The following is an 18,433-nucleotide window of genomic DNA, read 5'->3' as shown; positions in this document are numbered from 1 at the left end:
ACCCGAGGATCGAATGCACAAGGAGCCGCGATGCGTGTCGCCCTGTTCCTGACCTGTGTCAACGACACGCTCTATCCGGACACCGGGCGCGCCGTGGTGAGACTCCTGACCCGGCTGGGTGTCGATGTCGACTTCCCGATGGCGCAGACCTGTTGCGGTCAGGCGCATTACAACACCGGGTACCGGCACGAGGCGGAGCCGTTGGCCCGGCACTTCTCCGACGTCTTCGGGGGGTACGAGGCGATCGTGACGCCGTCCGGGTCGTGCGGGGCGATGGTGCGGGAGCTGTATCCACGGATGGGTGAGCGGGCCCGGGCGGAAGGGCGCGGGGACACCCTCGCGGCGACGCTGGCGCCGGTGGTGCCGAAGACGTAAGAGCTCACCGAGTTCCTGGTGGACGTGCTGGGAGTGACGGACGTCGGGGCCTACTACCCGCACAAGGTGACCTACCACCCGACCTGTCACGGGTTGCGCGGACTTGGCCTGGGCGAGCGGCCGCTGCGGCTGCTCAGGGCGGTGAAGGGGCTGGAGCTCGCCGAGTTGCCGGGGGCGGAGGAGTGCTGCGGTTTCGGTGGCACCTTCGCGCTGAAGAACTCCGACGTCTCGGCGGCGATGGGCGCCGACAAGGTGCGCAACGCCGAGTCGACCGGCGCCGAGGTGCTGTGCGCGGCGGACAACTCGTGTCTGATGCACATCGGCGGAACGATGACCAGGCTGCGCACCGGCATGCGGCCGGTGCACATCGCGGAGATCCTGGCGAGCACGGAGGAGGAGCCGGCCGTATGAGCGGGACATTCGTCGGGATGCCCGAGTTTCCCCCACCCACCCACCTTGCGTTTCCGGAGGCGGCCCGGAACGCCGTGCGCGACACCACCCTGCGCGGCAATCTGCGGCACGCCACGCACACCATCCGGGCCAAGCGCGCCAAGGCCGTCGCGGAGCTGTCCGACTGGGCGGAACTCCGGGAGGCGGGCAAACGGATCAAGGATCACACACTCCGTCATCTGGACCGCTACCTGGAGCAGGTGGAGGAGTCGGTGACGGCGGCGGGCGGCACCGTGCACTGGGCCGCCGACGCCGCCGAGGCCAACCGGATCGTGACCCAACTGGTCAAGGAGACCGGTGAGTCGGAGGTCGTCAAGGTCAAGTCGATGGCCACGCAGGAGATCGGCCTCAACGAGGCACTCGAAGCGGAGGGCATCCGCGCCTACGAGACCGATCTGGCCGAGCTGATCGTGCAGTTGGGCAAGGACCGCCCGTCGCACATCCTGGTGCCGGCCATCCACCGCAACCGCGGGGAGATCCGGGAGATCTTCACCCGCGAGATGAGCGAGTGGGGGCGCCCCGCTCCCGAGGGACTGACGGACACGCCCGCCGAACTCGCCGAGGCGGCGCGGCTGCACCTGCGGGAGAAGTTCCTGCGCGCCAGGGTCGGTGTCTCCGGCGCCAACTTCGTGGTCGCCGAGACCGGCACCCTGGTGGTGGTGGAGTCCGAGGGCAACGGGCGGATGTGCCTGACCCTGCCCGAGACGCTGATCTCGGTCGTCGGCATCGAGAAGATCGTGCCGACCTGGCAGGACCTGGAGGTGTTCCTGCAGACCCTCCCCCGTTCCTCGACCGCCGAGCGGATGAACCCGTACACGAGCACCTGGACCGGCACCACCGACGGGGACGGTCCGCGGGCCTTCCATCTGGTGCTGCTGGACAACGGCCGCAGCGACACCCTCGCCGACGAGGTGGGCCGGCAGGCACTGCGCTGCATCCGCTGTTCGGCCTGTCTGAACGTGTGCCCCGTGTACGAGCGGGCCGGCGGTCACGCGTACGGCTCGGTCTACCCGGGGCCGATCGGTGCCATCCTCAGTCCCCAACTCCGGGGCACCCAGAGCGCGATCGACGCGTCCCTGCCGTTCGCGTCGTCGCTGTGCGGGGCCTGCTACGAGGTGTGCCCGGTCGCCATCGACATCCCCGAGGTGCTGGTGCACCTGCGGGAGCGGGTGGTGGAGGGCGGCCGGGTGACGCGGGAGGGCAACACGGTGGTGCTGCGCCCCGCGAAGGGGCACGCCGCGGAGCGGGCGGCGATGCGCGCGGCGCGCTGGGCGTTCTCCCGTCCCGGCGCGCTGCGCGCCGGCCAGCGCATCGCCTCGCGCACCCGTCGTCTCCATCCGCGCACCCTGCCGGGCCCCGGCCGGGCCTGGGGCGCGACCCGGGATCTGCCGCCGGTGCCGGCGGAGCCGTTCCGGGACTGGTGGCAGCGTACGCGGGGCGGCGACGGCGGAAAGGGAGCGGCCGAGTGAGCAGCAGGGAACGGATCCTGGGCCGGGTACGGCGCGCCCTCGCCGACGTACCGCGCGACGACACCCCGTACGGGCGGGCGGTCGCCCGGGACTATCTGAACGAGCACGGTGGGCGCACGGTCGAGGAGACGGTGGACCTTCTCGCCGAGAACCTGGCCGACTACCGGGCGATCGTGCACCGCTGCGACGCGGCCGGGCTGGCCGGCGTCGTCGCCGGGCTGCTCACGGCGCGCGGCGCGTCATCGGTGCTCGTGCCGCCCGGCCTCGACGAGGGCTGGCTCGCCGCGACGGAGGTGACGCGGGTGGCGGACCGGGCGGAGAGCACCCCGCGGGAGCTGGATCGGGTGGACAGCGTGGTGACCGCCTGCGCGGTGGCCGTCGCCGAGACGGGCACCATCGTCCTGGACGGCTCCCCCGACCAGGGACGGCGCCGGATCACCCTGGTCCCCGACCACCACATCTGTGTGGTCCGCGTCCCGGAGCAGGTGGTCTCCTCCGTCCCCCGGGCTCTCGCCCGTCTCGACCCGGCCCGTCCGCTCACGTGGATCTCCGGCCCGTCGGCGACCAGCGACATCGAACTCGACCGGGTGGAAGGCGTACACGGACCGCGCACGCTGGAGGTCGTACTGGTGGGGTGAAGGGACGGCCGCGCACGCTGGGGACACGACTCCGGGTGACCGGGCCGGTCAGTCCGCCTTCGCGTACTCCTGGGCCATCGCGCCCGCGAAGTCGTACACCACGACCTGTTCGTCCCCCACGACCCACGCGTCGTGCCCCGGCGGGCAGACGAAGACGTCGCCGGGGCCGACCTCGCCCTCGGCGCCGTCGTCCATGCGGATGCGCAGCCGGCCCTGGACCACGTAGCCGTTGTGGTGGATCCGGCAGCTCTTCGTCCCCGCGATCGGACCGACGGATTCCGTCCAGCGCCACCCCGGTTCGAAGGTGGCCACGGCGAAGTCCAGCCCTGTCATGTGGACGGCTTCGAGATGCCCCCTGGGGAAATCGCGTCGTTCGTCGGGCTTCTCCAGCATCTTGACCTCGAGCATGCCCCTTCTCCCTTCCGGTCTCCGTCTGCCCCGCACGGCCCCGGCAGGGCCGGGCCCCACCACTTCATCGTCCGCCTGTCCACTCGGAGCCGCCATCCGGGCGAGACGCCCGGCCGCCGTGCGTCAGACGCGCTCGACGGGGATGCCGACCGCGCACGCACCGTGCTCGGTCCGTGCACGGTCCGTTACGGACGTCGGGCGCACGGCACGGGAGAGGATCTCCGCCGCGACGGGAGCGATGTCCGCGAGGGTCCACGCGGACGTCCCCGCGGCGGACCTCGCCGCGGCCGGGCGCGTGCTCGACCTGGTCGTCGAGCGGGCCGGCGCGGAACCGGCGGCCGCGGCCGGCGGCGCGGGGTGGCGGCGCGGGGTGGCGGAATACCGCGCCGTCCGAGTCCGTTGTCCGCCTCGGAGGAGGTCACGAGTGGACACCACGTACTACTACGACCACGGAACACCGGCCGAGCGCTGGGAGCGTGCCGGGATGTTCTTCGACGCCAGGGACTACACCGCCGCCGCGCGCGTCCTGGGCACGCTGGTCGAGGAGGTGCCGGAGCAGACCGGACCGCGGCTGCTGCTGGCGCGCGCCTACTACCACTCGGCCCAACTTCGCCGCGCCGAGACCGAGTTGAAGGTCATCATCGAGCGCGACCCGGTGGAGCACTACGCCCGGCTGATGCTCGGGCGCACGCTCCAGCGGCAGGGACGTGAGGACGAGGCCCGGCCGCATCTGCGCATCGCCGCCGCGCTGGGCGGCGAGTTCGGCGAGGAGTAGACCGTCCGCGGGTGCCCGGCTCCCCCTCCGGGAGCCGGGCACCCGCACCACGGGCCCGCGTCAGCGCACCGCCGTGCCGCCTCCGTACGTCCGCCGCCCCCGCCGGTGGGCGATCTCCCCGAGGACGATGTCGACGGCGAGGAACGCCGCCAGCGGGATGCCGAAGAGCGGGACGAAGTACCCCAGTACCGCGACCGGCGCCAGCAACGGGACGAGGACGTACGGCGGCACGTGCTGCCAGGCTCCTCGTGGGACCGGCCGGCCGAATGCTGAGCCGCGGCCCCGTTGCCACCACATGCGGTAGCCCCAGAGGATCAGCAGGATCAGCGAGAGGGCGAGAATCATCAGCACGATCTGGTTGGGCAGTCCGAACAGGCTGCCGGTGTGCAGGTCGATACCCCAGCGGGTGAGTTTCGCGAGGACCGGGTAGTCGGCGAAGCGCAGGACGTCGGTGACCTCGCCGGTGGTGGGGTCGATGGCGGCCGAGTCCTGCTTCTCGGGCCAGCTGCGCTGCACCTGCCGCACCACGTACGCGGACTTCTCGTCGGCGGGCGGCACGATCTCCACCGGGTTGCCCAGGCCCTCGGCCCGTGCCGCCGCGAGAACCCGGTCCAGGCCGACTCCGTGTGCCGCGTCGCCCGAGGCGCCGCCGGCCGCACCGTGACCCGTGTGTTCACCGGCCGCCTCGGCCGACACCGAGGGGGTTTCCTGGCCGAGCGACGTACGCAGTTCACCGATGTTCGCGCCCGCGTAGGTGGACCAGGTCAGGCCGGTCGCCGAGAGGAACACGAAGCCGATCGCGGCCCAGGCACCCACACCGCCGTGCAGGCCCAGCGTGCGGCGCCGTCCACTGGTGCCGCGCACCCGGCGCAGGGCGCGGCGCCGGGAGAACCAGAGCACCAGTCCGCCTCCCGCGATCACCCACAGCCAGCTGGCCGCGAACTCACTGTAGAGACGGCCCGTTTCACCGAGGTGGAGATCGCGGTGGAACTCGTCGATCCAGGTCCGCAGGGGCAACGCGCCCGTGGAGCCGTACTGTTCGAGCTCGCCGCGCACCTCCCCGGTGTACGGGTCGACGAACACGGCGAGGGTGTGGGCGGGGTCCACGCCCGGTATGCCGGACAGCATCACCCTGGTGGTGGCGCCCGCCTCGGGCGAGGGACGTACGGCGGCGATCGTGCCGTCGGGATGGGCCTCGCGGGCGGCGGCGACCTGGTCGGAGACGGGGAGTTCGCGCTCGCCCACGGGGACGGTCAGCTCATGGCCGTAGACGATCTTCTCCGCCTGGAAGGAGGCGGCGTACAGCAGGCCGGTGAGGGCTGCGACGAGGAGGAAGGGCGCCACCACCACGCCCGCGTAGAAGTGCAGGCGTAGGACGAGGGGGCGTAAGGCGGCCCATGCGCTCTTCGCATGTGCGGGAGCGGGGGGTTGGGGTGCCTCGTCCTTGATGGTCGAGGGAGCGGTGGTCATCGGTGGGGTTCTCCCGGGGACGTCTGGGCGGGCATGTGGTGCAGTAGTCGGGGCGGCGGACCGTCGGGTTCCCGGGAGGGTGTGTGACCTGTGACACACGCACGAGGCGTGCGATCCTGACCGGATGGAAATTCCGGACAATCGCGCACCCTTGGCCGAGCGGGTCGAGCAACTGCTCGCCGTGGAGGGGCCGTTGCCCATCGTCTCGGCCGGTGACCCGGTGCTGCGCGGCGGCAGTGAGCCCTACGACGGTCAACTGGAGCCCGCTGTGCTGACCCGGTTCGTCGAGGCGCTGCGTCTCACCATGCACGAGGCGCCGGGGGTCGGGCTGGCGGCGCCGCAGGTCGGGGTGGGACTGCGGATCGCGGTGATCGAGGATCCGGCGCCCGTTCCCGAGGAGGTGCGCCTCGTGCGCGGGCGGGTCCCGCAGCCGTTCCGGGTGCTGGTGAATCCCGCGTACGAGCCGGTCGGCTCCGGGCGTGCCGCCTTCTTCGAGGGGTGCCTGAGCGTACCGGGGTACCAGGCGGTGGTGGCGCGAGCCGCACAGGTGCGGCTGACCGGGCAGGACGAGCACGGGCGCCCGCTGGACGAGGTGTTCACCGGCTGGCCCGCCCGGATCGTCCAGCACGAGACGGACCACCTCGACGGCACGCTGTACCTCGACCGGGCCGAGCCGCGCTCGCTGTCCACCCATCAGGCCGCGGCGGAGTACTGGGCGCAGCCGACGCCGGAGCGGGCGGCGCGGGCGCTGGGCTTCGAACTGCCCCGGGCGCATTGACCCGTGAGCTCCGCCCGGCACGGTGGCCCGGACCCGGGCGGCACGGCGGCCCAGGAGGCGCCCCTGCCCCGTACCGCGGGCCGTCAATGTCCGGCGGGCATCGGACGGCAGGCGTCAGGCGGGCAGCAGACAGCGGGCACCGGCCGTCGCCCGGCGGACATCATCCAGTCGGCGTCGGGCGGCGTCGGGCGGGCGGCGCACAGCGTGAGGCAGCGCGCGTCACCCACGCGGGCAGCGCACACCGTCAGGCAGGCCGCCGTCGGCGAGCGGGGGGTTCGCCGCGGGCCGGCGCGCGCCAACAGGGCCTGTCCGGCTCGGTCGTGCCAAAGACACGGGTCCGGCACGCCCGCCCCGCGCCGGCAGGAGCCGTTGGTTTTCTCCGGCTTGATCCGCCGGACCGGCTCGGCGCCGGTCGCCCCACAGCCGGCCGGTTCAGGCGTCCCGGTACGCCTCCAGCAGGCGCAGCCACACCTCGCTGATCGTCGGGTACGACGGGACCGCGTGCCAGAGCCGGCCGATCGGGACCCGGGCGGCCACCGCGATGGTCGCCGAGTGGATGAGTTCCCCGACGCCGGGGCCGACGAGGGTGAGGCCGCGAAGGGTCTCGTCGTCGAGGTCGACGACCATGCGGGCGCGGCCCCGGTAACCGTCGACGTAGAGGCCGGCACCGGCGACGGTGGACAGGTCGACGTCGACGGCGCGGACGCGGTGGCCCGCCCGTTCCGCCTCGGCCAGGGAGAGGCCGACGGCAGCCGCCTCCGGGTCGGTGAAGACGACCTGGGGCACTGCGGCGTGGTCGGCGGTGGCGGCGTGCGCACCCCAGTCCTCGGTGTGCACGGGCCCTCCTGCCGCCCGGGCGGCGATGGCGGCGCCCGCGATCCGGGCCTGGTACTTGCCCTGGTGGGTCAGCAGGGCCCGGTGGTTGGCGTCGCCGACGGCGTACAGCCAGTCGTGCCCGCTGACCCGCAGACTGTCGTCGACCGCGAGCCAGGAACCGGGCTCCAGGCCGATCGTCTCCAGGCCGATGTCGTCGGTGCGCGGCGCGCGTCCGGTGGCGAAGAGGATCTCGTCGGCCTCGATCCGGTCACCGCCGTCGGTGACGACGTGGACCGTGCCGTTCTCCCTGGTCACCGACTGCACCGAGGTACCGGTGCGGATCTGCGCGCCGGCCTCGGTGAGGGCTTCGGCGACCAGTTCCCCGGCGAAGGGCTCCATGCGTGCGAGCAGGCTCCTGCCGCGGACGAGGAGGGTGACCCGCGAGCCGAGCGCCTGCCAGGCGCAGGCCATCTCGGTGGCGACGACTCCGCCGCCGACCACTACCAGCCGGCCGGGCGCCGACCGGGCGCTGGTGGCCTCCCGGCTGGTCCACGGTCGGACCTCGGCGAGGCCGGGCAGGTCGGGCAGCCGGGTGCGGCTGCCGGTGCAGACGGCGATGGCGTGCCGGGCGGTGAGGAGGCGCTCCTCCCCGTCGGAGCCGGTGACGGTGACGGCGCGCGGACCGGCGAGCCGTCCGTGTCCGCGGTACAGGTCGGCCCCCGTGCCCGCCAGCCACTGGACCTGGCCGTCGTCCTTCCAGTGGGAGGCGTACTCGTCGCGGTGGGCGAGTACGGCGGCGGTGTCGAGGGGCCCCTGGACCGCCTGTTTCAGGCCCGGGGTGCGGCGGGCGTCGGCCCGGGTGATGACCGGGCGCAGCAGGGCCTTGCTGGGTGAACACGCCCAGTACGAGCACTCGCCGCCGACCAGCTCGCTCTCCACGACCGCGGTGGCGAGCCCCGCGGCGCGGGTGCGGTCCGCGACGTTCTCGCCCACGGGCCCGGCTCCGAGCACCACGACGTCGTAGGCGAGTGCTTCCGGTTGCGTCGATCGCGATTCCGTCATGGCGTCAGTCTGGTGGGTGGTGTGCTCGGTGGCCACATGGGTAGGGGCGCGGAATACGTGCCCGGCAGGACGCGTTGTGCCGACGGCCCGCCCCCACCAGGAAGAGGGAAACACGCCATGAGCAGCACCGTGGAGCTCACCAAGGAGAACTTCGACCAGATGGTCACGGACAACGAGTTCGTGCTGATCGACTTCTGGGCGGCCTGGTGCGGTCCCTGCCGTCAGTTCGCACCCGTGTACGAGAAGGCGGCGGAGGAGAACCCGGACCTGGTGTTCGGCAAGGTGGACACGGAGGCGCAGCCGGAGCTGGCCGCGGCCTTCGGGATCCAGTCGATCCCCACGCTGATGATCGTGCGTGACCAGGTGGCCGTGTTCGCCCAGCCGGGGGCCCTGCCCGAGGCCGCGCTGACGGACGTCATCGGACAAGCCCGCAAGCTGGACATGGACGATGTCCGCAAGCAGGTCGCCGAGCAGCAGGCGCGGCAGGGCGGGGCGCCGGACGCCGGCGCCTGACCCCGCGGCCCGCGGCCGCCGGGAGCAGCCCTAGAACGGGTACCGTGCCACGTCCGAGCGCACCGTGATCCACCGCAGGTCGGTGAAGGCCTCCAGGTTGGCGTCGCCGCCGAAGCGGGAGCCGGTGCCGGATGCGGCGATCCCGCCGAACGGGGCGACGGCCTCGTCGTTCACGGTCTGGTCGTTGATGTGGGCGATGCCCGTCGGGATGCGGTCGGCGAGGTCCAGGCCGCGGGCCGGATCCCCCGTGACGATGCCGAGGGAGAGTCCGTAGGGGCTGGCGGTGGCCAGCGCGACGGCCTCGTCGGTGGTGGCGAAGGACCGTACCGGAGCCACGGGACCGAAGACCTCCTCCGTGTAGGCGGGGGTGAGGTCGTTCGTGTCGGCGAGGACCGTGGGCCGGTAGAAGAGCCGGTCGTGGCTGCCGCCGGCGGCGAGCTTGGCGCCCGAGGCCGTGCTGGCCTCCACCAGGCCGTGGACCTTGCGCAGCTGGCCGCGGTCGATGAGCGGGCCCAGATGGACCTGCTCCCGGTGCGGGTCGCCGACGGCGAGGGAGTCCGCCTTGGCGGCCAGCCGGTCGACGTACTCGTCGTACAGCGAGGCGTGGACCAGGTGCCGTCCGGCCGTCATGCAGATCTGGCCCTGGTGGAAGAAGGAGCCCCAGGCGGCCGTCGAGATCACCGCGTCGAGATCGGCGTCCTCCAGCACGATGAGCGCGGAGTTGCCGCCCAGTTCCAGGTGTGCCCGCTTCAGATGGCGGCCGGCGGCCTCCCCGACGGCGCGGCCGGCGCCGGTGGAGCCGGTGAAGGAGATGACGGGGATGTGCGGGTCGGCGACCAGGGCCTGACCGACGTCCGCTCCCCCCGGCAGGACGTGCAGCAGGTCCTCGGGCAGCCCCGCCTCGGCGAACACCGCGGCGAGCGCCAGCCCGCCGCAGACCGCGGTGCGGGGGTCCGGCTTGAGAACCACCGCGTTGCCGAGCGCCAGAGCGGGCGCGACGGAGCGGATGGACAGGATCAGGGGCGCGTTGAACGGGGCGATCACTCCCACCACGCCCACCGGCACCCGTCGGGTGTACGACAGCCGGGGCTCCTCGGTCGGCAGTACCTGGCCGGGCGGGCGGGAGGCGAGGGCGGCGGCCTCGTAGCACTCCTGGGCGGCCACATGGAGTTCGAAGTCGGCCTTGCCGGGGATGCTGCCGGCCTCACGGACGAGCCACTCCCGCAGCTCGGCGTGGGCGGTGAACAGGTCACCGGCCTTGCGGAGCACTCCGGCGCGGACGAAGTGCGGGGCCTTCGCCCACGCGGTCTGTGCGGCGCGGGCGGCCTCCGCGGCGGCCTCGACGTCCTCGGCGGTGGCGAGGGTGACGGTGCCGAGGGCGTCACCGGTGGCGGGTTCGGTGACGGTGTGTTCGGGTCCCGTGAGCGGTCGGGACTGCCGGGTCGTACGGTCGAGCAGCGTCATGAGGGCTCTCCGATCGCGGGCGCGGACATCCGTCCGCGTACCCAGGTTGGTGGAGCGCAGCATCCTTGGTGCCGGCCCCGGCGAAGAGATCGCGACCTCTTCGCCGGCCCGCCGTCTCCCACGGTGTCAGCTGGACTCGCGCCGCACCACCGATGCGCCGAGCATCTTGTGCGCCTCGGGTGCCGCGGCCGGGTCGCGCACCGCGCGGTCGATCAGTCCGGCCAGTTCCCGGCCGGTCGGCAGTTCGAGGTGGACGGTGCTCAGCCGGGGCCGCAGGAGCCGGCCGAGCATGAGGTTGTCGGCGCCGACCACGGCGGCCTCCTCGGGAATGCGGACGCCCTCGTCCTGCAGCGCGCGCATCAGCAGCATCGCGTACTCGTCGTTGTACGTGAACACGGCGTCGAGGCCGAGACCGCGCCAGCGGGCGGCGAGCCGGGCGGCGGCCCCCTCGTCGTACGCGAGGGGCAGCTCGGTGACCGTGGCGTCGGTGCCGAGCAGGGCGGCGCGCACCCCGGCCAGCCGGGGCGCGGAGAACGCCTCCAGGCCGGGCTCACGCGGGACGACCACGCCGATCCGGCGTCGGCCGCGGCCGACGAGGTGGGCGCCCGCGCTGTGGCCGACCACGTCGTGGTCGATGAGCAGGGCGTGTGCGCCCTCGACGCGCTCGGGGCCGAGGGTGACGACGGCCCGGGCCCCGGAGCGTTTGAGCACCTCCACACCGCGCGGGCCGAGTCCCGAGCCGGGGACCAGCACCGCCACCGGCCGCAGTTCCGCCCAGGCGCGGGCGGCCTCGTCGTCGTGCAGGCCGACGGTGCCGTACTGCACGACCGTGTAGTCCAGGCGGGCGAGGGCGCCCTGGAGCTCGGTGATGAACTGGCTGTAGAGCGGGCCGACGGGGAAGGCGGGCGCGGGCATCAGGACCATACGGCTGTGGCCCGCCCGCAGGGTGCGGGCCGCGGCGTGCGGCACGTACCCGAGTTCCCTGGCGGCCTCGCGGACCCGGTGCCGGGTGGGTTCGCTGATCCGGACGGCGCCGGCGTTGTTCAGGACGTAGGAGACGGTCGCGCGCGAGACGCCGGCCAGGCGGGCCACATCGGCGCTCGTGGGAACGGAGCGCGAGGACGAGGGGGACGCGGGCGCGGGTGGGTTCGTTATCTGCACCATGACGTACGGCATCCTCGCAGAAGCGGTAACGGGCCTTGCCGCCGGGGGAGTTGGGAATGCCTCCGGAGTTCCGCAGGGTCGGCCGGGACCGTCGGCCGGAGTTCGGCGCCGAGCCCGTCAGCCGGTGTTCGCGGCGCCGGTGATCCGGTCGACCAGGTCCGTCCACGCGGTTTCCAGCCGCTCCACGGGCATGCCGCACTGGCGGATCAGATGGTGGAACAGAGCGGGGTCGAGCTGGGCCATCAGCGTGTAGGCCAGGACCTCGCAGTCCGTGTCGGGGACCGCCTCGCGCAGCAGCAGCGTGACGTGATGACGCAGGACGCGACGGGGGGCGACGGTGAAGCGGCGTCCGGGGTCCGCCTCGGCGGCCAGCTGCAGTTCCAGTTCGTCGGCGGTGCGGCGCAGCATGGCGAGGCCGAACGCCCGCAGCCGCTCGACCGGGGGCGCGCCAGGACCGAGCGGCGGGGGACCGCCGAGAAAGGCGGCCTGGAACTTCTTCTCCGAGTGGTCGAGGAGCGCCGTGAGCAGTCCCGTGCGGTCGCCGAAGCGACGGAAGACCGTCCCCTTGCCCACGCGGGCGGCCGCCGCCACCTCCTCCATGGTGATGCAGTCGGCGCCGCGCTCGGCGACGAGCAGGGCGGCCGCCTCCAGAAGCCGGGCGCGGTTGCGTGCGGCGTCGGCGCGCAGGCAGGGCTCGTCGGCATCGGCGCCGAGCTGAAGCAACTCCTGCGACGGACCGGGCTCCTGGGGTGTCGGGACATGCGGTGTCGCGGCGGACATGAAGCCAGCGTAAAGCATCGGGAAGAAACTGGACCCTGGTCCGGTTGGGCTGCTAGAAAGGAAAAACGGACCCAGGTCCGGATTCTTGATTCCCGTGTTCCAGCCCCCCTCAGGAGTTCTCCATGTCTGTTCGCATCCTCGCCCTCGTCGGCAGCCTCCGCGCCGGTTCGCACAACCGCCAGCTCGCCGAGACCGCGGTCAAGCTCGCTCCTGCGGGTGCCGACGTGGCGCTCTACGAGGGACTGGCGGAGATCCCCTTCTACAACGAGGACATCGATGTCGAGGGCGGTGTCCCGGACGCCGCCGCCAAGCTGCGTGCCGCCGCCGCCGACGCCGACGCGCTGCTGCTCTTCACGCCCGAGTACAACGGCACGATCCCGGCCGTCCTGAAGAACGCCATCGACTGGCTGTCCCGTCCGTTCGGCGCCGGGGCCATCGGCGGCAAGCCGGTCGTCGTCGTCGGCACCGCCTTCGGCCAGTACGGCGGCGTCTGGGCCCAGGACGAGGCGCGCAAGGCCGTGGGGATCGCCGGCGGCCGGGTGATCGAGGACATCAAGCTGTCCATCCCCGGTTCGGTGACCCGCTTCGCCGCGACCCACCCGGCCGACGACACCGAGGTCACCGAGCAACTGACCGAGGTCCTCACCCGCCTGCACGGTCTCGCCGACCAGCCGTCGGCCGCCTGACGCGTCCCGCGGCAGCCGGGGCACTCACACCGGCCCCGGGTGAAACCGGACCCCGGAGGACACCACGCACCGGGGGCCGCCCTGACCGCGGTCCCCCACCCCGGCGCGGGCCTCCGGTCCCGCACGCCGCTCCCGGCTCCGTCACGCCGGACCGGGCCCGCGCCGGAGCGCGAGGGCCCGATCGCCTTGGTCCGGGAGGCCGCCGGTGCGTGGCCCGGCGGCCTCCCGGACCGAGCAGAGCGGGAATCGGAAGCCGCCGGAGGGCGTGAGCCCGGCGGCTTCCCACCCCCTCGGCGGGTACGCCTCGGCATAAGGGCCACAGCCGCTCCCGGTCCTGCGGTGAAACCGGACATCACACGCCGACCGGCGGCCTGCGGGCCGGGGGCGGGGGCATGGCCCCATCGGGGCACGATCGCCCCGGCCCGGCCCCGCCTCCGAGCCCACCGGGAAAGACCCCGCGCCCCCGCCCGGCACCGCCATCCACTCCAAACCCCGCGAACCGGTCGCGAACCGCCACCGCCTCCGCCGCCGAGCCCGCCGGGAAGCCTCCGCGCCCCCGCCCAGCCGGTCCCGCGGCGCGGCCGCATCCGCATCCGGTCTTCGCTCACACGGTCGCCAGCACGTTCCGCCCGTCGCGGTGGATGGGCGTGCCCGACTCCGTCAAGGGTGCCCCCGTACCCCCGCGGCGGGACGCGACGATCTCCGCCGCGATGGACAGGGCCGTTTCCTCCGGGGTGCGGGCGCCGAGATCGAGACCGATCGGCGAGCGGAGGCGGGACAGTTCCCGCTCCCCCACGCCCTCCTCGCGCAGGCGGCGTGCGCGGTCGGTGTGGGTGCGGCGGGAGCCGAGCGCCCCGACGAACGCCACCGGCAGATCCAGGGCCACCTTCAGCAGCGGTATGTCGAACTTCGCGTCGTGGGTGAGAACGCACAGCACCGTACGCGCGTCGGTCGGAGTGTTCGACAGGTAGCGGTGCGGCCAGTCGACCACGATCTCGTCGGCCTGCGGAAACCGGGCACGGGTGGCGAAGAGCGGCCGGGCGTCGCAGACGGTGACGTGGTAGCCGAGGAACTTGCCCGCCCGCACCAGTGCCGCCGCGAAGTCGATCGCCCCGAAGACGATCATGCGGGGCGGCGGCTGCGAGGCCTCGACGAAGAGGGTCACCCCGGTGAGCCGGGAGGAATCTCCCCCCTGCGGAGTCCGGGGGGACCCCCTTCTCGCGCCGCTCGCCGGGACGACCACCGTTCCGGTACGGCCCGCGTCCAGCAGGGCACCCGCCGCGTCGGCCGCCGACCGGTCCAGCTCCGCGCTCCCGCCGAGGCCGCCTTCGTACGATCCGTCCGGGCGTATGAGGAGAGCCCCGCCGAGGAATTCCGCCGGGCCCTCGACGACCCGGACCAGCGCCGCCGGCTCACCCCGTTCCGCGGCCGACAGCGCCGCCCGCAGCACGGGCCGGGCGGAGGCCCGCGCGAGAACCGGGGTGACCATGATGTCGATCACCCCACCGCAGGTCAGACCCACCGCGAAGGCGTCCTCGTCGCTGTAGCCGAACCGTTCGACACGGGTCACGCCGTCCTGGAGCGCCCGGACACACAGCTCGTACACCGCACCCTCCACACAACCGCCGGAGACCGATCCGACCACCGTGCCGTCTCTGTCGACGGCGAGCGCGGCACCAGGGCCGCGCGGTGCGCTGCCGCTCGCGGACACCACCGTGGCCACGGCGAACTCCCGGCCCTCGGTCAGCCGGCTGCGCAGCTCACCGGCGATGTCAAACACGAGGACCGCCCGCCGACAGCACCCGGTCCGGACGGATGGGCAGCCTCCGGTGGCGTACGCCGGTCGCGTGCCGGACCGCGTTCGCGACGGCCGCCGCCGCGCCCACGATGCCGACCTCGCCGATGCCCTTGATCCCGACCGGGTCGTCGGGGTCCGGGTCGTCCAGCCAGTCCGCCTCGACCGCCGGTACGTCGGCGTGGCTCGCCACGTGGTAGCCGGCCAGGTCGGCGCTGTGGAGACCGCCCGAGACGCTGTCGCGCACCGCCTCCTCGTGCAGGGCCATGGAGATGCCCCAGATCATGCCGCCGACGAGCTGGTTACGGGCGGTGAGCGGGTTGACGATCCGGCCCGCGGCGAAGATGCCGAGCATCCGGCGCACCCGTACCTCGCCCGTGGTGACGTCCACGGCGACCTCGGCGAACTGTGCCCCGTAGGAGTGCCGTTCCTTCTGGGGCAGGGCCCCGACGGCGGCGGTGGTGTCGGAACGCGCCGTGATGCCCTCCGGCGGCACGGTGCCGCCCGGAACGAGCCGCTCCCGCAGTTCCCCGGCGGCGGCCGTGACCGCCCAGGCCCACGAGCGGGTGCCCGCCGAGCCGCCGGCGATCATCGCCGGGCCGAAGTCGCTGTCACCGATGTGCACCCGCACCCGCTCCACCGGCACCCGCAGCGCGTCGGCGGCGACCAGGGTGAGCGCCGTGCGGGCCCCGGTGCCGATGTCGGCCGCCGAGATGCGCACGGTGAAGGTGCCGTCCGGCTCGGCCGTCACCGCCGCGGTCGAGGGCATGGCCATCGCGGGGAAGGAGGCCGCGGCCGTGCCCGTGCCGAGCAGCAGGCGTCCCTCGCGGCGCACGCCGGGGCGTGGGTCGCGGCCGGCCCAGCCGAAGCGGCGGGCGCCTTCGCGGAAGCAGCCGGCGAGGTCGCGGCCGGCGAACGGCAGCCCGGATATCGGGCCCAGCTCCGGCTCGTTGCGCAGCCGCAGCTCGATCGGGTCGATCCCGCACCGCTCGGCCAGCTCGTCGAGCGCGCACTCCAGGGCGAACGAGCCCGGCGCCTCACCCGGGGCGCGCATCCAGGTCGGGGAGGGCACGTCCAGCCGTACGGCCCGGTTCTCCGTGTGGTGGGCGTCGGCGTCGTACAGGGTCCGCGCCACGGCCGCGCCCGGTTCGACGAACTGCCAGACCGTCGATGTCCGGCTGAGCGAGCGGTGGTCCAGGGCGCGCAGCCGGCCATCGGGTTCCGCACCGAGCCGGATCCGCTGGATGGTGGGGCTGCGGTGGCCGGTGAGCGAGAACATCTGACGGCGGGTCAGCACGACGCGGACCGGGCGCCGCAGAGCGGTGGCGGCCATCACGGCGGACACCTGGTGGGCGCGTACGCCCTTGCTGCCGAAGCCGCCGCCGATGTGCTCGGAGCGCACCCGCACGGCGGACGCGTCCAGCGAGAACATCCGCGCGAGTTCGTCGGCGACCCAGGTGGTGCCCTGGTTGGAGTCGACGACCTCGAGCCGGCCACCGTCCCACAGGGCGGTCGCCGCGTGCGGCTCCATCATGGCGTGGTGCTCTTCGGGCGTGGTGTACTCGACGTCCACCAGATGGGCACAGGCGGCGAGTTCGGCCTCCAGGTCGCCCTTCTCCGCCAGGGCGGGCAGATGTCCGTCGACGGGTTCGGCGTCGGGGCGGCCGACGGCGAACGCGATGTCGTGCGGCTCCTGTTCATAGGTGACGACCAGGGCCTCGGCGGCCTCCCGGGCCTGCTCCGACGTCTCGGCGACGACCAGGGCGACGGGCCAGCCGGCGTGCGGGACACGGTCGTTCTGGAAGACCGCGGCCGTCGGGTCCGGGAGCGCGCCCAGCATGCCGACGTAGTCGGTCTCCAGCCGCGGGGCGTTCCCGTGGTGCAGGACGGTGAGCACGCCCGCCATGTCCAGGACCGGTCCGGTTTCGACGGACACGATCCGTCCGCGGGCGACGGTGGACAGCACCAGCCAGCCGTGGGCGAGACCGGTGAAGGGGATGTCGCCGGCGTAGCGGGCGGCGCCGGTGACCTTGTCCCGGCCTTCGACGCGGGTGTGCGCGGTGCCGACCGCGCCCGTGGTCGGCGCACCGGTCGTCAGCGTGGTCATCGAGCCACCTCCTCGGCGAGTTCGGACAGTACGGTCACCACGAGGTTGCGCATGAGGGTCACCTTGTAGGCGTTGTCGGGCAGCGGCCTGGCGGCCGCGAGTTCGGCGTCCGCGGCCGCGGCGAAGTACTCGGCGGTCGCCGGGGCACCGGTCAGGACGCGTTCGGCGGTACGGGCCCGCCAGGGCCGGGAGGCGACCGCGCCGAGGGCGAGACGCGCGTCGCACACGACGCCGTCCGCGATGTCGAGGGCGGCGGCGACCGAGCCGATCGCGAAGGCGTACGAGGCCCGTTCACGGACCTTGCGGTAGCGGGAGCGGGCGGCGACCCGGGCGGGCGGCAGGGTGACGTGGGTGATGAGCGCGCCGGGCGGCAGGACGGTCTCCCGGTGCGGGGTGTCACCGACCGGCAGGTAGAAGTCGGTCAGGGGCGACTCCCCCGGCCCGTCGGCGGCTTCGTACGAGACGACCGCGTCGAAGGCGGTGAGCGCCACGCCCATGTCGGAGGGGTGGACGGCCACGCAGTGGTCGGAGGCGCCGAGGACCGCGTGGTTGTGGTGCTCACCGCCCTCGGCGGCGGGACAACCGCTGCCGGGCACACGCTTGTTGCAGGGCCTGGTCACATCGGTGAAGTAGCCGCAGCGGGTGCGCTGGAGCAGATTGCCGCCGACGGTGGCCATGTTGCGCAACTGTCCGGAGGCGCCGGCCAGTACGGCCTGGGTGAGGGCCGGGTAGCACTCGCGGATCCCAGGGTGTACGGCGAGGTCGCTGTTGGTGACGGTGGCACCGATGCGCAGTCCGCCGTCGTCGGCCGGTTCGATCCGGTCGAGCGGGAGAGAGCGGACGTCGACGAGCCGGGCCGGGCGTTCCACGCCCGTCTTCATCAGGTCGACGAGGTTGGTGCCGCCGCCGAGGTAGCGGGCCTCGGGGCCGGCGCCGAGCAGCGCCACCGCTCCGGAGACGTCGTCGGCGCGCCGGTAGTCGAACTCCCTCATGCGGCGGCCTCCACGGCCTCGGTACGGGTCCCGGCGGCGGCGCGGGCGACGGCCTGGACGATCTGCCCGTAGGCGCCGCAGCGGCACAGGTTGCCGCTCATGCGCTCCCTGATCTCCTCGGGCGTCAGGGGTGGCGGCCCCGCCGGTGGCCGTACGTCCTCGGTGACGGCGCTGGGCCAGCCGGCGGCGTGCTCCTCGATGAGGGCGATCGCCGAGCAGATCTGGCCGGGTGTGCAGTAACCGCACTGGAACCCGTCCAGCTCGAGAAACGCCTGCTGCACGGGGTGCAGCCGGTCCCCCTCGGCCAGGCCCTCCACGGTGGTGATCTCGCGCTGGTCGGAGGCGACGGCCAGTTGCAGACAGGACACGCTGCGGCGGCCGTCGACCAGGACGGTACAGGCGCCGCACTGCCCCTGGTCACAGCCCTTCTTGGTGCCGGTCAGGTCGAGCCGCTCACGCAGAGCGTCGAGCAGGGTGGTGCGGTGGTCGACGGACAGCGTGTACTTCTCGCCGTTGATGTTCAGGGTGACGGTGCTGGACGTCGAGGGAGCCATGAGCAGCCTTCTTTCAGGGGCTCTGCGGGATCTGGAAGACGGACGGGTCGATGACGTGGGGCCTCGGGGGGTGAGCTGTACGCGGCAGGCGGCGTTCGGGAGCATGTGGGGGGCCGGGAACGCCGGTCGTCGACGCA

At 73.4% G+C, this 18,433-nt stretch carries 16 protein-coding genes and 1 pseudogene; 7 read left to right on the top strand and 10 right to left on the bottom strand.

What is annotated here, in order from left to right; genetic code table 11:
* Positions 1 to 30 precede the first annotated feature (30 nt).
* The 3 genes and pseudogenes from ACIF9R_RS16415 to ACIF9R_RS16405 all read left to right on the top strand — a co-directional run bounded on the left by ACIF9R_RS16415 (position 31) and on the right by ACIF9R_RS16405 (position 2,932).
* Positions 31 to 786: pseudogene (locus tag ACIF9R_RS16415) on the top strand ((Fe-S)-binding protein).
* Positions 783 to 2,294, top strand: a complete 1,512-nt coding sequence (locus ACIF9R_RS16410) for a LutB/LldF family L-lactate oxidation iron-sulfur protein (protein WP_399979954.1) — start codon at positions 783 to 785, stop codon at positions 2,292 to 2,294. The pseudogene ACIF9R_RS16415 and the gene ACIF9R_RS16410 overlap by 4 nt, the downstream one beginning before the upstream one ends.
* Complete coding sequence (locus ACIF9R_RS16405; protein ID WP_399979952.1) at positions 2,291 to 2,932, top strand: lactate utilization protein C; 642 nt, start codon at positions 2,291 to 2,293, stop codon at positions 2,930 to 2,932. The genes ACIF9R_RS16410 and ACIF9R_RS16405 overlap by 4 nt, the downstream gene beginning before the upstream one ends.
* 48 nt (positions 2,933 to 2,980) lie before the next feature.
* On the opposite strand, the gene ACIF9R_RS16400 is transcribed toward ACIF9R_RS16405, so the two are convergent.
* Positions 2,981 to 3,340 (bottom strand): cupin domain-containing protein, encoded by a 360-nt coding sequence (locus ACIF9R_RS16400; RefSeq protein WP_399979950.1) that lies wholly within the window; start codon positions 3,338 to 3,340, stop codon positions 2,981 to 2,983.
* A gap of 424 nt (positions 3,341 to 3,764) precedes the next feature.
* Between ACIF9R_RS16400 and ACIF9R_RS16395 the strand changes: the two genes are divergently transcribed.
* The gene (locus tag ACIF9R_RS16395; RefSeq protein WP_399980002.1) at positions 3,765 to 4,115 is read left to right on the top strand and encodes a tetratricopeptide repeat protein; all 351 of its coding nucleotides are present in this window, start codon (positions 3,765 to 3,767) and stop codon (positions 4,113 to 4,115) included.
* Positions 4,116 to 4,175: 60 nt separating this feature from the next.
* Here the strand turns inward: ACIF9R_RS16395 and ACIF9R_RS16390 are convergent, their stop codons facing one another.
* Entirely contained in the window at positions 4,176 to 5,585 is a 1,410-nt protein-coding gene (locus ACIF9R_RS16390) for a PepSY-associated TM helix domain-containing protein (RefSeq protein WP_399979947.1), read from the bottom strand.
* Between the two features lie 124 nt (positions 5,586 to 5,709).
* Between ACIF9R_RS16390 and ACIF9R_RS16385 the strand changes: the two genes are divergently transcribed.
* Entirely contained in the window at positions 5,710 to 6,363 is a 654-nt protein-coding gene (locus ACIF9R_RS16385; protein ID WP_399979945.1) for a peptide deformylase, read from the top strand.
* A 432-nt stretch (positions 6,364 to 6,795) separates the two neighbouring features.
* On the opposite strand, the gene ACIF9R_RS16380 is transcribed toward ACIF9R_RS16385, so the two are convergent.
* Positions 6,796 to 8,241: a dihydrolipoyl dehydrogenase family protein gene (locus ACIF9R_RS16380; RefSeq protein WP_399979942.1), complete on the bottom strand. Its 1,446-nt coding sequence runs from the start codon at positions 8,239 to 8,241 to the stop codon at positions 6,796 to 6,798.
* Between the two features lie 117 nt (positions 8,242 to 8,358).
* Here ACIF9R_RS16380 and trxA point away from each other — a divergent pair, with 117 nt between their 5' ends.
* Positions 8,359 to 8,754 carry a thioredoxin gene (trxA, locus tag ACIF9R_RS16375; protein ID WP_399979940.1) on the top strand — a complete coding sequence of 132 codons (396 nt, stop codon included), beginning with the start codon at positions 8,359 to 8,361 and terminating at the stop codon, positions 8,752 to 8,754.
* Between the two features lie 30 nt (positions 8,755 to 8,784).
* Here the strand turns inward: trxA and ACIF9R_RS16370 are convergent, their stop codons facing one another.
* From ACIF9R_RS16370 to ACIF9R_RS16360, 3 genes are all read right to left on the bottom strand, one after another.
* Entirely contained in the window at positions 8,785 to 10,218 is a 1,434-nt protein-coding gene (locus ACIF9R_RS16370; RefSeq protein ID WP_399979937.1) for an aldehyde dehydrogenase family protein, read from the bottom strand.
* A gap of 126 nt (positions 10,219 to 10,344) precedes the next feature.
* Positions 10,345 to 11,382 (bottom strand): LacI family DNA-binding transcriptional regulator, encoded by a 1,038-nt coding sequence (locus tag ACIF9R_RS16365; protein WP_399979935.1) that lies wholly within the window; start codon positions 11,380 to 11,382, stop codon positions 10,345 to 10,347.
* 117 nt (positions 11,383 to 11,499) lie between these two features.
* On the bottom strand, positions 11,500 to 12,162 hold the full coding sequence (locus tag ACIF9R_RS16360; RefSeq protein WP_399979932.1) for a TetR/AcrR family transcriptional regulator: 663 nt from the start codon (positions 12,160 to 12,162) through the stop codon (positions 11,500 to 11,502).
* 122 nt (positions 12,163 to 12,284) lie between these two features.
* Here ACIF9R_RS16360 and ACIF9R_RS16355 point away from each other — a divergent pair, with 122 nt between their 5' ends.
* Entirely contained in the window at positions 12,285 to 12,848 is a 564-nt protein-coding gene (locus ACIF9R_RS16355; RefSeq protein ID WP_399979930.1) for an NAD(P)H-dependent oxidoreductase, read from the top strand.
* Between the two features lie 604 nt (positions 12,849 to 13,452).
* On the opposite strand, the gene ACIF9R_RS16350 is transcribed toward ACIF9R_RS16355, so the two are convergent.
* From ACIF9R_RS16350 to ACIF9R_RS16335, 4 genes are read right to left on the bottom strand one after another with little or no spacing between them, the layout of a single operon-like run.
* Complete coding sequence (locus ACIF9R_RS16350) at positions 13,453 to 14,628, bottom strand: XdhC family protein (RefSeq protein ID WP_399979927.1); 1,176 nt, start codon at positions 14,626 to 14,628, stop codon at positions 13,453 to 13,455.
* A complete protein-coding gene (locus tag ACIF9R_RS16345; RefSeq protein ID WP_399979924.1) occupies positions 14,621 to 16,750 on the bottom strand; it encodes a xanthine dehydrogenase family protein molybdopterin-binding subunit in 2,130 nt (709 codons plus the stop codon). The genes ACIF9R_RS16350 and ACIF9R_RS16345 overlap by 8 nt, the downstream gene beginning before the upstream one ends.
* A complete protein-coding gene (locus ACIF9R_RS16340; protein WP_399979921.1) occupies positions 16,747 to 17,742 on the bottom strand; it encodes an FAD binding domain-containing protein in 996 nt (331 codons plus the stop codon). Before ACIF9R_RS16340 ends, ACIF9R_RS16345 begins: the two co-directional genes overlap by 4 nt.
* Complete coding sequence (locus ACIF9R_RS16335; protein ID WP_399979919.1) at positions 17,739 to 18,296, bottom strand: (2Fe-2S)-binding protein; 558 nt, start codon at positions 18,294 to 18,296, stop codon at positions 17,739 to 17,741. The genes ACIF9R_RS16340 and ACIF9R_RS16335 overlap by 4 nt, the downstream gene beginning before the upstream one ends.
* Between the last annotated feature and the right edge of the window lie 137 nt (positions 18,297 to 18,433).

Origin of the sequence: Streptomyces sp. NPDC086080 (genome assembly GCF_044540255.1) — a bacterium.
Taxonomy (GTDB): Bacteria; Actinomycetota; Actinomycetes; order Streptomycetales; family Streptomycetaceae; genus Streptomyces.
Note: the sequence above shows the minus strand (reverse complement) of the source record. Positions and strands in the feature narration are given on the sequence as shown.

Excerpts from the sequence above, each read along its gene's own strand:
- ACIF9R_RS16410 (WP_399979954.1), top strand. The coding sequence starts at position 783 with ATGAGCGGGACATTCGTCGGGATGCCCGAGTTTCCCCCACCCACCCAC.
- ACIF9R_RS16400 (WP_399979950.1), bottom strand. The coding sequence starts at position 3,340 with ATGCTCGAGGTCAAGATGCTGGAGAAGCCCGACGAACGACGCGATTTC.
- ACIF9R_RS16390 (WP_399979947.1), bottom strand. The coding sequence starts at position 5,585 with ATGACCACCGCTCCCTCGACCATCAAGGACGAGGCACCCCAACCCCCC.
- ACIF9R_RS16385 (WP_399979945.1), top strand. The coding sequence starts at position 5,710 with ATGGAAATTCCGGACAATCGCGCACCCTTGGCCGAGCGGGTCGAGCAA.
- ACIF9R_RS16380 (WP_399979942.1), bottom strand. The coding sequence starts at position 8,241 with ATGACGGAATCGCGATCGACGCAACCGGAAGCACTCGCCTACGACGTC.
- trxA (WP_399979940.1), top strand. The coding sequence starts at position 8,359 with ATGAGCAGCACCGTGGAGCTCACCAAGGAGAACTTCGACCAGATGGTC.
- ACIF9R_RS16370 (WP_399979937.1), bottom strand. The coding sequence starts at position 10,218 with ATGACGCTGCTCGACCGTACGACCCGGCAGTCCCGACCGCTCACGGGA.
- ACIF9R_RS16365 (WP_399979935.1), bottom strand. The coding sequence starts at position 11,382 with ATGGTGCAGATAACGAACCCACCCGCGCCCGCGTCCCCCTCGTCCTCG.
- ACIF9R_RS16360 (WP_399979932.1), bottom strand. The coding sequence starts at position 12,162 with ATGTCCGCCGCGACACCGCATGTCCCGACACCCCAGGAGCCCGGTCCG.
- ACIF9R_RS16355 (WP_399979930.1), top strand. The coding sequence starts at position 12,285 with ATGTCTGTTCGCATCCTCGCCCTCGTCGGCAGCCTCCGCGCCGGTTCG.
- ACIF9R_RS16345 (WP_399979924.1), bottom strand. The coding sequence starts at position 16,750 with ATGACCACGCTGACGACCGGTGCGCCGACCACGGGCGCGGTCGGCACC.
- ACIF9R_RS16340 (WP_399979921.1), bottom strand. The coding sequence starts at position 17,742 with ATGAGGGAGTTCGACTACCGGCGCGCCGACGACGTCTCCGGAGCGGTG.
- ACIF9R_RS16335 (WP_399979919.1), bottom strand. The coding sequence starts at position 18,296 with ATGGCTCCCTCGACGTCCAGCACCGTCACCCTGAACATCAACGGCGAG.